This is a genomic window from Solibacillus sp. FSL W8-0474, assembly GCF_038004065.1.
Lineage (GTDB): Bacteria > Bacillota > Bacilli > Bacillales_A > Planococcaceae > Solibacillus > Solibacillus faecavium.
Map to the genome: position 1 here is coordinate 1,199,930 of NZ_JBBOQJ010000001.1, position 13,465 is coordinate 1,213,394.

Sequence of the window (13,465 nt, forward strand, 5' to 3'; positions counted from 1 at the left end):
TGGCATTAAGTGAATTTCTGCAAAAATGAAGATATAATACAGAGCATTTCCGTACTCCGCCGCCTCGCGATAGCGCAAGCGGCTTGATTGGGTGTTTTTTACTTCACTTTATAACGAAGGCAAAATTTTTGGATTGGTGGGCCTCGCAAACGGCAATAAAGGCAGTGATAAAGACACGTCACGTGGCTTTAGCGCTGTCTTGCCGTAGCCCACCAATCAAGTGAAATTTTATTAGAAAAGCAACCCCATGTGATGGAGATGAGTCGAATCGTTCACTTTTAATAGAGAATTTTATAGGCGGATAGACATTTATTAGAAAAACATTCAAGCTTTTCGTAACAAGGAGGATATAAATTTGTTAAAATAAAAGTAGAAGAAAGTGGAGGTGCATGATCATAGAGAAAATAAAAAAGCTCATCCAATTAATTAGTTTTCGTGCGTTGCTAATTATCGTTCTTACTGCTACGGCATTGTTACAGTTTTCTTTAATGATTGATAATGTCCGTGGTGTTACATATGATATTAAATTAACAGAATTATCGCCAGAAACAATTCGTTCAATAAAAACAATTGAAGATACCGTCAAAACAGAACAGGAAGTGGAGAGTGCCGAACGCTCAGTAGAACCTGTTTACATATTTAAAGAAGATGTTCCAAGCCACCGTGCCACCTTTGTAACGACAATATTTGATATTGTATTGGACGTGAAAAGGGATATTGGGAATCAGGATGGCGAAGTAGGCCAGCCAGAACAGCTGGAGTTATTGCGTTCAAATCTAAAAGATGTAATAGAAAATCAGCAAAACCTGATTTTATCGGATGCACAGCTAGTAAATTTACTGAATGCTCCAAAAGGAAATATCGAATCAACACGTGATTCGTTGGCCGCATTGGTGGAAACGAATTTAAATCGTCCACTTCGGAAGGAAAATCTGATTACATATCGTAATGACATTGAAAGTAAAATTCGTCAGCATCCTTCGATATCCGAAAGCTTAATGAGTGTAGCTGTTGCTGTTGGACGTGCAGCTGTCGTAGAAACAGAAATACTGGATGAGGAAAAAACAGCTATTGCTGTGCAGCAAGCTAAAGATGCAGTTGAACCGACTCGAATTCTTCAAGGACAGATCATTGTTCAGGAAGGGGAAGTTGTTACTCGGGAAATTTATCGACAGCTTGAATTATTGGGGATGCTGGACAGTGAAGAATCGATTAAGCCGATTGCCGGCCTCGTTATTTTAATTGTTCTGCAAATGGCATTTTTATTTGCATTATTTGATCGTTCAAAAAAGGACCCTTCCAAAAAGCGTAATGAATTATTTGTTACGATGATTGTCTATTCTATCGCATTGGTCATGATGAAGTTAATCGGTCTGATTTCAGGGAATTTTGATTTAACGATTGCATTTATTTATCCTTCCGCCCTCGTGACGATGCTTGTTCGTGTATTGGCAAATGACCGTACAGCGAGCATAGTAACATTAATGACCGCAGCATCAGCAGGCATTATATTTCATGAAGGCTATTCTGCCATTTTACAGATGGATATGGCACTTTATATTTTATTTGGTGGTTTTGCATCAATTATCTTTATGCGCAGTTTGGAAAAGCGGAAAGATATTTTACAGGCCGTTGGTATTGTAACGCTTGTTAATATTTTATTTATTGCGTTTTATTTATTGATGGCACAATCTGGCTATGGCTTTGTGGAAATTTCATTCTATGCAGCTGCTGCAATCATATCAGGATTACTATCCGGTGCGTTGATGATGGGCTTACTTCCATATTTTGAGTCGGCGTTTGGAATTTTATCCGTTATGCGCTTAATTGAACTGTCGAATCCAAATCATCCACTTTTGAAAAAAATCTTAACGGAGACGCCTGGTACGTACCATCATAGTATTATGGTAGCGAATTTAGCAGAAGCTGCGTGTGAAGCAATTGGAGCGGATGGCTTGCTGGCAAGGGTAAGCTGCTATTATCATGATGTAGGTAAAACACGAAGACCAATGTTCTTTATAGAAAACCAAATGGGTACAAACCCACATGATTCTATGTCACCTGAAAGCAGTGCGGAAATTATCATTGCACACACAACTGATGGGGCAGAGCTTCTACGTAAGCATAAAATGCCGCAGGAGATTATAGATATTTGTTTACAGCATCATGGGACAAGTACATTGAAATTCTTCTTGTTTAAGGCGAAGGAAGAAGGGAAAGAATTGGATGAAAGTATATTCCGCTATCCTGGTCCAAAGCCACAATCGAAAGAGGCAGCCATTATTAGCATTGCAGATAGTGTAGAGGCTGCAGTACGGTCATTGCATCAGCCGAGTGCAGAAAAAATTCATAAGCTTGTACAGTCGATTATTCAGGACCGTGTGCAAGATGATCAGTTTGATGAATGTGATATTTCTTTGAAAGAACTGAAAACGATTGAAGATATTTTATGTGAAACTTTAAATGGGACGTTCCACTCGCGTATTGAATATCCAAAGGAAAATTAGGAGGGAACAAATTGTTATTAATTGATTTTTTAGATGAAACAAATGAAGTAAAAGATCCGCATTTAAAATTGGTGGAAGAACTGCTTCAGCACGCAGCCGAACACGAAGGGATTGAAGATGGTTCTGAAGTATCGATTACATTTGTAACGAATGAGGCCATTCATGAAATCAACCGTGAATATCGGGATAAAGATCAACCTACCGATGTTATTTCATTCGCTCTGGAGGAAATGGGTGAAGGGGAAATGCAAATTATCGGAGAAGGTATACCACGTATATTGGGAGATATTATTATTTCAACAGATCGCACAAAAGAGCAGGCTGCGGAATATGGGCATACTTTTGAACGTGAATTAGGATTTTTAGCAGTGCATGGATTTTTGCATTTGCTTGGGTATGACCATATGACACCTGAAGATGAGAAAATCATGTTCGGAAAGCAGGATGCTATTTTACAATCATACGGCTTAGGTCGTGATACAAATGAACGTCCGTAAGTTTTTCCGATCTTTCCGTTATGCAATGGAGGGAATACTTACGGCCGTCAACGAACAAAATTTCAGATTTCACTTAGTGAGCGCAATAATAGTCATCACTGCAGGTATATTAACAGGCTTAACTATAGTCGAATGGAGTATTATTGTATTGGTAATTTTCCTCGTTTTAGGTGCCGAGCTGATAAATACAGCCATCGAACGAGTAGTGGACCTTGCTTCACCGGAATTTCATCCGATTGCAAAGCAGGCAAAGGATATTGCGGCAGGTGCTGTACTTGTTTTTGCGCTCGCAAGTGTTATAATCGGACTACTCATATTTTTACCAAAATGGCTATAACTTCTTTTTTGGAAACATAAGAATACTTACTGGAAAGTTATTACTCTGGTCGACAGCTGAACTTGGAAGCAAGGACAGGTAGTGATGAAAATAATATGTATATGTTGGGGGAACTGACGATGAACATGGATCAACTAATGGAACAGTCTAAAATTGCACGTGAATTTGCTTATGTGCCTTACTCAAAATTTAAAGTAGGTGCGGCATTATTAGCTGAGGACGGTACTGTATACAATGGCTGCAATATAGAGAATGCAGGGTATAGTATGACAAACTGCGCGGAACGTACAGCATTTTTTAAAGCGGTATCGGAAGGCAATATGAAATTTAAAGCATTAGCGGTTGTAGCAGATACACCGGGTCCATGTTCTCCATGCGGAGCTTGTCGACAAGTAATGAGTGAATTTTGTGCACCGGATATGCCTGTCTACTTAACGAATATGAATGGTGACGTTCAGCAAACGACAGTAGGCGAGCTTATCCCGGGTGCTTTTAATACGGAGGATATGAAAAATGCAGGAAAATAAAGGATACAAATCGGGCTTTGTCTCGATTGTAGGTCGACCAAATGTCGGCAAATCAACATTTTTAAACCGAGTGATTGGTCAAAAGATCGCGATTATGTCGGACAAACCACAAACAACACGAAATAAAGTACAAGGCGTATTAACACAGGAAAACTCTCAAACAATTTTCATCGATACGCCGGGAATCCATAAGCCTAAACATAAATTAGGCGAATTTATGTTAAAAACATCACGTAATGCATTAAGAGAAGTCGATGTTATTATGTTCATGGTGAATGCAGAGCAGGCAATCGGTAAAGGTGACGAGTTCATCATCGAGTTATTGCAAGGCAATAAAACACCGGTATTTTTAATCATTAATAAAATCGATTTAGTACATCCTGATGAATTAGTGAAAATTATTGATTCGTATAAAGATAAGTTCGACTTTGCGGAAATTATTCCAATCTCAGCATTACAAGGCAACAATGTTGAAAACTTATTAACGACTATTGAAAAGTATTTGCCGGAAGGGCCTCAATATTACCCTGCTGACCAAGTAACGGATCATCCGGAGCGCTTCATTATCTCTGAATTAATTCGTGAAAAAGTATTGCATTTAACTCGTGAAGAAATTCCGCATTCAATCGCGGTCGTTATTGAACGAATTAAACCACATGAAGAAAAGGAAAATATGATTCATGTGCAGGCGACAATCATGGTAGAGCGTGATTCACAAAAAGGGATTGTCATCGGAAAACGCGGTGCTCTTTTAAAAGAGGTTGGTGTACGTGCCCGCCAGGATATTGAAATGTTGCTAGGTTCAAAAGTATATTTAGAACTTTGGGTAAAAGTCCAAAAAGATTGGCGTAATAAGCAAACCCATTTACGTGATTTCGGCTTTAGAGAAGACGAGTATTAAAAATAATATGAACAGATGCAGCGTTTATGTTGCATCTGTTCTTTATTTATTTCTGCATTTTTGCTAGTGTATAGTTGAATAAAATTTAGTATTATAAGATATAATAGGAATTATTTTACAATAAACTTAGTAGGTGAATGATTGAATACATTAAATAAATTTTTGCTGTCATTTTGGGTCGTGTCATTAGGAATTTTAGTGGCCGTTATGGTAACGATGGATAAAGACACTCCGATACTAATAGCAGAAGGGCAAATGACTGCACCCGTTGAAGGTGGGAAAGAACAGCTTGCGCAAAGCAGCGATATTAAAGAAACGGTCGAACCAGTTACTGGGCTTGAACCGGTAAAGGAACCAGAGATTGAGCCACAGCCGGAGATTGTAAAAGAAACTATGCGTCTGGCGATGGTTGGCGATGTTCTGCTTCATTTGAGGCTTGCTCAATACGAAGATTTCACATCATCTTTTGCAGCGGTGGCCCCAACTATGCAAAGCTATGATTATTTAATTGCAAATCAGGAATCCCCTCCAGTAGGGAACAATTATGCATTAAGTGGCTTCCCTCAATTCTCGAGCCCTCCTCATATTGTTCGAGATCTCCAAAATGCAGGTGTAGATATGGTTACTATTGCAAATAACCATACCGTTGATAAAGGGGAAGGTGGTGTCCGTACATTTTTTGAGAATCTGGATAAGTACGGCATGCCTTACGTAGGGGCGTATAAAAATGCTGAAGATAAAGCGAATGACCGTATCATTGAAGTTGGGTCGATAAAAATCGGATTACTTGCCTATACGTATGGCACTAACGGACTGTACTTACCAAAAGGCTCCCCATATATTATCAATTATATTGATGAGACAAAAATAAAGGCGGATATAGAATTATTAAAAGAAGAAGTAGATGTTGTAGCGGTTTCCATGCACTGGGGACCAGAATACGCTTATAGCGAAAGCGACTATCAGAAGCATTACGCAAAAGTTTTAAATGAGGCTGGGGCACATATTGTTCTCGGGACACATCCGCATGTGCTGCAACCATACAAAAAGCTTGTAACTGAACAGGGGCATGAAACGCATGTCTTTTATTCCCTAGGCAATTTCTTTTCAACGATTTTAACCATTCCGAACACTATGATTGGCGGGATCGCTAGCCTGGAAATTACGAAGGAAGGCGATGTTATTACGATTCGACAGCCTGAGCTCTATGCGACATCCGTATTGAAAGATACAGATGGTATTTACCGAGTATATCCTTTAAAAGATGTGGAACAACGATCTGTTCAAAATCTGGATTGGGTAAAGAAAATAATTGGTGATGAGGTAACCGTTTATTAAACATTTGATGTAGCAGTACGGTATAATAATACTATGAAAGAAATAGAAGGATGTGCAATAGATGCTACATAAATGGGAAGGCATCGTTTTAAAAGCGCGTGCTTACGGTGAATCAAACAAAATTGTTACGATTATGACTCGTGAAGCAGGGAAAGTGGCGTGTATGGCGCGTGGAGCCAAGAAACCTACAAGCCGCCTTGCAGGTGTAACACAACCTTTTATGCACGGCTCATTTTTAGTCCAGCGTACGTCAGGTATGGGAACTTTGCAGCAAGGGGAACATTTTAATTCAATGCGCCATATTCAAACGGACATTACGGCAACAGCCTATGCGAGCTATATTGTGGAAATTGTCGATCGTTTAGTTGAAGAAGGTAGACCCGAGCAGTATGCCTTTGAAATTTTAATTCAGGCGCTCAATGCGATTGAAGAAGGTTATGACCCTGAAGCGATTACATTATTTGTGGATTGGAAGATGCTTCCGTATGCTGGGGTGCAGCCAATTTTACATGCATGTGCCGGCTGTGGGGCAGTAGACGGGGAATTTGCTTTTTCATTTACACAAGGAGGCTTTATATGCCATCGTTGTTTTCATTTGGATCCGTATATTATCCGACTATCACCAACACAGTTAAAACTGATTCGCATGTTTTATACAGTGCCGATTGATCAAGTAGGCAAGCTTGAATTGAAGCCACAGACGAAGCAGTTTATAAAGAAAATCGTCACGACAATCTATGAAGAGCAAACAGGAATACGGCTGAAGTCACGAAGTTTTATAGAGCAATTAGAGCGTACACCTTTATTGCAGCGTGAAAAAAAGGAAGAAAACTAAATTAATTGCCTAGGAAATAAGCTAGTCAGATGGAGCGTTTCTACATTTGACTAGCTTTATTATTTGAAAGGGATGATGAAGGATGGAACAGTTTAAAAATGAAAATATAACGGTTTTTCAAAGTGTGCTCTATCAAACAACGTCCGCGGTAGTTAAAACAGAACGGGCAATCATTTTAACCGATCCTAATTGGCTGCCGAATGAAATTAATGAAATAAAAGCTTATATCCAAACGATTATTGGTGAACGGAAATTATTTATTATTTATACTCATAGTGATTTTGACCATATTATTGCAGCCGGGGCTTTTCCGAATGCTACAACAATAGCGAGTGAGGCATTTGTGAACCGTTCGGATAAAGAAAAGGTGTTAGAGGAAATTCATCAATTTGATGCACAGTACTATATTCAAAGAGACTATCCGATTGTTTATCCAACAATTGATATTGTGATAAAAGAAGATGGACAGACCGTTAATTTGGAAGATGCTTCATGCACATTTTATTTGGCACCCGGACATACTCAGGACGGTTTATTCACTGTAGTGGAGTCCTACGGAATTTTATTGGCGGGCGATTATTTATCGGACGTTGAGTTTCCCTTTATTGAAGATTTGAAGTGTTATGAGAATACATTACAAAAGGCAGCAGCAATTATATCTGATAAAAAAATTCAAACTCTTGTACCGGGCCATGGCCAAGTGACTACTGATTTTATCGAAATGCAAAATCGGGTAGACGAGTCGATGTTATATTTAAATAATTTGATTGAAGGAATTGATCAAGAGGACGCATTAAGAAAACAATATCCTTTTTACAACGGATTGAAAGATATGCATGAATTAAATAAAAAGGTTGCTTCAACATAAAAATGGCCAAGTATTTAAGGGAAACTTAATTACTTGGCTTTATCTATTTAAACCCCATTTTATAACTCACTAGTTGTTAGTTCATTCATACGTTCCAGTACCCGTCTTTTTCGGTACAGCATCATGCCTGCTTCGGCGACATCCTCAATCATCGATTTGTTAATAAATGCCCCGAAAATCATACCTGCCACCGGAATCATCTGGAACAGCTTCTTCATGCCAAAATTATCTCTGTACGTATAAAACACTTCCTGCCACCCTTGCAGCTGGGATACCATATTTTCAGCAGAGCGCGGCTGTTCATAGTTTTGCGCAAGTTCATTTAATATCGCTTCTTTCCCAACAATATCGGATGAAGCGAACTGCAAACATTTTACAATAAAAATACGCTCTGTTTTCACGTTCGGATCATAGCCGTGGATAAGCGCAATTTCCTGTAAAGTTTTTAAGGCAATCCCCAATATAACCGGGATATCAATTGCTAATGTGAATATTCCTCCAAAGCCTGTGGAGGCCCCCTGTACCGTAGCGATATTTGCACGGTTTTTCTGCAGCTTTTCACTAAGAGCCACCATATCATCTATCGGCATTTGTCCTATGTCTTGTATGGATGAAACCGACTGCAATGTATGTTTTTGAATATGACGCATCATAGACTTCTCACTTACTAAATACTTCCCACCCGTTTGTACATAGCTAACAAGTTCATCCACTAATACGGATATTTTTTCTTGAATGAATTTAGGTGTTAATTTATCAAGTATTTTGAATGGAATACGACCGATTTTTTCCCAAAACCATAACCCGCTTTGATCCTTTTCCCATTCTTGAATTGCCTGCAAATAATTCTCCAACTGTTGTTTAGATTCCAAGGTTCGCCCTCCTAATGGACTTGCTATTCAATTTACGAATAAGAGCAGAAAAGGTTTCATCTGAGTTACTCAAATTGTGTTAATAGAGGAGCTACATCTTCTTTTAACCGTTCATAAAACAATTCTTCGAGTTTTAAATGGTCATGATGCTGCTTTTGTTCGAAAAGACTATACATTTTATCAATTTTCTCGTTAGAAAAGCGGAAATGGTGGTTGAAATGGTCGCGTTTATTGTCCTCGCTTAAATGCATATAGCCCCGAATGATTGTATAAAGCTGATGGTATTTCTTGTTGGCCTGCTCATAAGCTTCTCTACTTAGACAGCCTAAAGCACTGCTTGGGTCGTCATGGCTACGGTAAAAATCCTTTGCTTCCCGATAGGCTTCTAACTGTATATTCGCTGTGTAGAGAATGTGATGCTGCCCACGATGGTCAGGGCATTCGAAATGGAGGATCGCTTTGACGAGTCGAGAGATTTTATCATACGTATCTAATGGTTTTACAGATTTTTCTTTTAACTGAAAAAACATACTTCCACCCCATTATTTATCTTTTCAGAAAATTATAGCTTATTTTTAGGTGAAATGTTAGCAATCTCTTTCTATTTTTACAGAATAATAACAAAGATTGATATTGTAAAAAACTGCTCGTTTAGGAGTGAAAAAGCTATAAAAAACTAAAATATTGTAGAATAATTTTGACAATTCAGAAATTTATTGCGTATAATATCGGTATGAGAAAGTAGTTACACAATATGCGTAATGGAGGTTATTTTATGAATCTACCTAAAGTTCAATTTACAGAAGAACAAAAACAATTTAGACAGGAAGTACGAAGCTTTTTAAAACAACATATTGAGAAAGGGACATTTGAGACTCGTTGTGACTCATGGTTAAGCGGTTCAAATCCTGATTTCTCTAAACTTGTAGCAGAGCAGGGCTGGATAGGGATGACATGGCCGAAGCAGTATGGAGGTAAAGAACGCAGTACGTTAGACCGTTACATTTTAACGGAAGAGTTTTTGGCATATGGAGCTCCGGTAGCTGCCCATTGGTTCGCTGACCGTCAAACAGGACCGCTTCTACTGCGTTTTGGTACAGAATATCAAAAGGAATTCTTCCTGCCGAAAATTGTAAAGGGTGAATGTTTCTTCGCCATTGGGTTAAGTGAACCGAATAGTGGATCAGATTTAGCTTCTGTTGCAACACGTGCTGAAAAAGTGGAAGGTGGCTGGATTGTAAATGGGGCAAAAACTTGGTCGAGCAATGCCCAGGATTCGCATTACATGGTAACGCTTATTCGAACAGAGCCATTAGGTGAAAAAAAGCATGAAGGTCTTTCACAGTTTATTATCGATTTGAAAGGTGAGGGAGTAACTATTACACCAATCCGCTATTTAACGGGGGAGCCACATTTCAATGATGTATTTTTCGATAATGTATTTGTTCCGGACGAAATGGTCGTCGGAACGCTCGGTAACGGGTGGAAGCAAGGTTTGGCAGAGCTGGCATTTGAACGTAGTGGGCCAGAGCGTATTTTAAGTACTTTCCCGCTTTTAAATGAAGCGATTGAAGAATTAAAGAAAAAGAGAGAGCTTTCCGGGTTGGAAGAAGCAATGAAGCTAGTTGCAGAGCTTTGGTCATTGCGCAATTTATCTATCGGTGTGGCTAAAGTACTTGAAGAAGGCGGCGAAGTAATTATTCCTGCAGCACTTGTAAAAAGTATTGGCACTAAATTTGAACAGAAAATTCCGGAGATCGTACGTTTATTGCTTGATGTATATCCAAATCTTCAAAGCGAAAAAGAGATTGAACGCTATTTGGCAGAATCGATTTTACATGCCCCGGGGTTCACAATTCGTGGTGGCACATCCGAGGTTCTATACGGAATTTTAGCGAAGGGGGTTGTTGCACAATGAGTGAAATAAAGGACATGGTCGTAGAAGTAGTGGAAAAAGTACTGAAAGATAAAGTTGAGAAAGAAACGGTAGATTTACTGGAGGAAAATTTGTGGGCTGAAAATGTATGGCAACTATTACTTGAAAATGAGTTGCACAACGTAGCAGTCAGTGAAGAAGATGGGGGCGCAGGCGGAGATATTGAAGATTTGCTTGCACTGTATGGACTGATTGGAAAGTATGCTGCACCCGTTCCGTTTATTGAGCATACGTTAGCAAACTATTTACTGAAACAGATTGATATAAAAGGGTATGAGCAGTTGACAACCTACAGTATTACTACACCACTTCAGCTTAAAGAAGATACTTTGTTTGGGACAGTAAAACATGTTCCATGGGCTAAATATGCAGAGAAAATTGTTGTCTTGGCACAGGAAGGTTCACAGCAATTTATCGTCGTTGCCGATCTGGAAAATGTGTTACTGAAAAATGGGACTAACCTTGCAGCAGAACCAAGGTCGGAAGCTGTTTTCGAAAAAGTGAAAGCGCTTCAAAAAGTACCGATTACCGCACAACAGTATGTGGCTCTATCGAAATTAGTTACAGCAGCATCTGTCAGTAAAATGAACGGTGCACTTACGACAGCATTCCAACTAAGTGTGCAATTCAGCAAGGAGCGCGAGCAATTTGGCCGTCCAATTCATCGATTCCAGCTCGTGCAGCAACATTTGGCAAATATGGCCGGCGAACAAACATTGATGACGGTAGCAACGAACAATGTCCAAACATTATTGGTCGATGGTCAAGAAGGGCTTGAAGTAGCGTATACGCGATTAAGAATGGATGATGCAAGCCGTGCAGTTGCCACTGCCGCACATCAGGTTCATGCAGCAATCGGCGTTACGCACGAGCATCGATTACATCAATTTACACGCCGTTTATGGGCTTGGAGAGATGAGGAATTTACGGCTCGCTATTGGAAGCAGCAGTTAGCTAAGCAGATGCTAGAGTCAAAAATGGATTTATGGGAAAGTATGACAGAACAAAATGAATCGCATGTTCATGCATAAGGAGGAAGAAAATATGGCGGATTTATTATTTGATGTGAAGGATCATATTGCAACGATTACACTGAATCGTCCGGATAGTATGAATGCATTTAGCGAAGAAATGATTTTATCGTGGATTAAGGCTTTGGAAGAAGTACGGGATAATGATGATATACGTGTTGTCATTTTAAAAGGTAACGGCAAAGCATTTTGCGCCGGTGGTGATGTGAAGGCGATGATTGCTGGAAATGGATTTTTCAATAGTGAAGAAGATATTACTTCAACAGCTTTGGCTCGTAAAAACTCGTTATGGAAAAAAGTTCAGCGTGTCCCGCTTCTCCTTGAAGAAATCGATAAGCCGGTCATTGCCCAAATGCATGGATTTGCGATGGGTGCGGGGCTTGATATGGCATTAATGTGCGATATCCGAATTGCTGCACAATCTGCTAAGTTCTCAGAAAGCTATATTAATGTTGGGATTGTTCCAGGAGACGGCGGTGCGTATTTTTTACCTCGTATTGTAGGAATTGATCAGGCCCTTGATATGCTATGGACAGCACGCGTATTAACAGCCGAGGAAGCGAAGGAAACACGTTTAGTTACCTACGTTGTCAATGACGATGAACTAGAGGACTATACGATGAATTATGCGAAAAAATTAGCAGCCGGACCAATTGAATCAATAAAAATTATTAAGCGTGCGGTTTACCAAAGCCAAACAATGAGCTTACGTTCATCACTGGACTATATATCTTCTAAAATGGGCCTAGTAACGGAATTGCCGACATACGAAGAAGGGGTTAAAGCGATTGTAGAAAAACGAAAAGCCGTATTTAAATAATACATCTCAAAAGGGGTATGCGGATGAAGAAAAAATTGCTCGCAGCTATTTCGATTGCTGCTATGTTGTTAGTAGGTTGTCAAAGTAATATTGAGCGATATGGAGAGCCGTTAATTTTTACAACAGGTACCACTACAGGTGTTTTCTATTCACTTGGTGCAGGAATCTCTACCATGTGGACAAATGAATTAGAAAAGCGTGTCGCTTCACAAGCATCAAATGGAAGTATAGAAAACTTGAATTTAATGCGAAAAGGCGAGGCGAATATTTCCTTTACTACAGTCAATATTGCATATGAAGCTTACAACGGTGTAGGAAGCTTCGAAGGAAGGCAATATGAGAACATTCGTATACTAGGAAACTTATATCCAAATATTAGTCATATTATTGTGAAAAAAAACGATAAATACAAAACGATTGAAGATTTAAAAGGATCGAGCTTCGTGTTCGGAGCAGCAGGGAGTGCCACTGAAGTGGAATCCCGACTTGTTCTTGAGGCACATGGTATTGGAGAAAATGATATTAAAGCCAACTATGTAGGGTTTACGGAAGCTACAGATTTAATGCGAAATGGTCAAGTGGAAGGTGTCAATATATACACAGGGGTACCAGCAGCTGCTGCGACAGAGCTTATCTCAACAGTAGATTCAAGAGTATTAAGCATGTCTGACAGTGCAATTGACTATTTAGTAGAAGAATACCCTTGGAACTTTGCCTATACAATCGAGCCAAACACTTATGATAAACAGCCGGAAGCGATTCAAACTGTCGGTCAATACAGTACGATCGTCATTGACGAAAGTGTAAGTGAAGAAACGGTTTATCAGTTAACGAAAGCGTTATGGGGAAACTTAAGCTCACTGGAAAAATCCTACAGTATTGCAAAGCAGTTCAGTCCGGAAAATGCGGTAGCGGGAACAGCGGATGTTCCACTTCATCCAGGAGCAGAGCGCTATTACCGTGAAATTGGTGTTGTCGAATAAAAATAAAGTGATA

14 protein-coding genes are annotated in these 13,465 nt (G+C 39.4%); 12 read left to right on the top strand and 2 right to left on the bottom strand.

Going from position 1 to position 13,465, the window contains the following annotated elements:
- Positions 1-389: 389 nt before the first annotated feature.
- The 8 genes from NYE67_RS05825 to NYE67_RS05860 all read left to right on the top strand — a co-directional run bounded on the left by NYE67_RS05825 (position 390) and on the right by NYE67_RS05860 (position 7,810).
- Entirely contained in the window at positions 390-2,507 is a 2,118-nt protein-coding gene (locus NYE67_RS05825) for an HD family phosphohydrolase (RefSeq protein WP_340729463.1), read from the top strand.
- A gap of 11 nt (positions 2,508-2,518) precedes the next feature.
- Entirely contained in the window at positions 2,519-3,004 is a 486-nt protein-coding gene (gene ybeY, locus NYE67_RS05830) for an rRNA maturation RNase YbeY (RefSeq protein WP_340727325.1), read from the top strand.
- Positions 2,991-3,341, top strand: coding sequence for a diacylglycerol kinase family protein (locus tag NYE67_RS05835; protein WP_340729464.1), 351 nt, complete (start codon positions 2,991-2,993; stop codon positions 3,339-3,341). The genes ybeY and NYE67_RS05835 overlap by 14 nt, the downstream gene beginning before the upstream one ends.
- 119 nt (positions 3,342-3,460) lie before the next feature.
- Positions 3,461-3,868, top strand: a complete 408-nt coding sequence (locus tag NYE67_RS05840; RefSeq protein WP_191698301.1) for a cytidine deaminase — start codon at positions 3,461-3,463, stop codon at positions 3,866-3,868.
- Positions 3,855-4,769, top strand: coding sequence for a GTPase Era (gene era / locus NYE67_RS05845; protein WP_191698300.1), 915 nt, complete (start codon positions 3,855-3,857; stop codon positions 4,767-4,769). The genes NYE67_RS05840 and era overlap by 14 nt, the downstream gene beginning before the upstream one ends.
- A gap of 141 nt (positions 4,770-4,910) precedes the next feature.
- The gene (locus NYE67_RS05850; RefSeq protein WP_340729466.1) at positions 4,911-6,107 is read left to right on the top strand and encodes a CapA family protein; all 1,197 of its coding nucleotides are present in this window, start codon (positions 4,911-4,913) and stop codon (positions 6,105-6,107) included.
- A gap of 61 nt (positions 6,108-6,168) precedes the next feature.
- Positions 6,169-6,942: a DNA repair protein RecO gene (recO, locus tag NYE67_RS05855; protein WP_340727328.1), complete on the top strand. Its 774-nt coding sequence runs from the start codon at positions 6,169-6,171 to the stop codon at positions 6,940-6,942.
- Between the two features lie 82 nt (positions 6,943-7,024).
- Positions 7,025-7,810, top strand: a complete 786-nt coding sequence (locus NYE67_RS05860) for an MBL fold metallo-hydrolase (RefSeq protein ID WP_340729467.1) — start codon at positions 7,025-7,027, stop codon at positions 7,808-7,810.
- Positions 7,811-7,869: 59 nt separating this feature from the next.
- Here the strand turns inward: NYE67_RS05860 and NYE67_RS05865 are convergent, their stop codons facing one another.
- Together NYE67_RS05865 and NYE67_RS05870 are read right to left on the bottom strand one after the other, a co-directional pair.
- Complete coding sequence (locus tag NYE67_RS05865; protein ID WP_340729468.1) at positions 7,870-8,682, bottom strand: EcsC family protein; 813 nt, start codon at positions 8,680-8,682, stop codon at positions 7,870-7,872.
- A 65-nt stretch (positions 8,683-8,747) separates the two neighbouring features.
- The gene (locus tag NYE67_RS05870) at positions 8,748-9,212 is read right to left on the bottom strand and encodes a hypothetical protein (protein ID WP_340729469.1); all 465 of its coding nucleotides are present in this window, start codon (positions 9,210-9,212) and stop codon (positions 8,748-8,750) included.
- Positions 9,213-9,457: 245 nt separating this feature from the next.
- Here NYE67_RS05870 and NYE67_RS05875 point away from each other — a divergent pair, with 245 nt between their 5' ends.
- The 4 genes from NYE67_RS05875 to NYE67_RS05890 are packed head-to-tail and all read left to right on the top strand — an operon-like array spanning position 9,458 to position 13,452.
- Complete coding sequence (locus NYE67_RS05875) at positions 9,458-10,600, top strand: acyl-CoA dehydrogenase family protein (RefSeq protein ID WP_340729470.1); 1,143 nt, start codon at positions 9,458-9,460, stop codon at positions 10,598-10,600.
- Complete coding sequence (locus NYE67_RS05880) at positions 10,597-11,649, top strand: acyl-CoA dehydrogenase family protein (RefSeq protein WP_340729471.1); 1,053 nt, start codon at positions 10,597-10,599, stop codon at positions 11,647-11,649. Before NYE67_RS05875 ends, NYE67_RS05880 begins: the two co-directional genes overlap by 4 nt.
- A 13-nt stretch (positions 11,650-11,662) precedes the next feature.
- Positions 11,663-12,469 carry an enoyl-CoA hydratase/isomerase family protein gene (locus tag NYE67_RS05885; RefSeq protein WP_340727335.1) on the top strand — a complete coding sequence of 269 codons (807 nt, stop codon included), beginning with the start codon at positions 11,663-11,665 and terminating at the stop codon, positions 12,467-12,469.
- A 23-nt stretch (positions 12,470-12,492) separates the two neighbouring features.
- A complete protein-coding gene (locus NYE67_RS05890) occupies positions 12,493-13,452 on the top strand; it encodes a TAXI family TRAP transporter solute-binding subunit (RefSeq protein WP_340729472.1) in 960 nt (319 codons plus the stop codon).
- Positions 13,453-13,465: the final 13 nt, after the last annotated feature.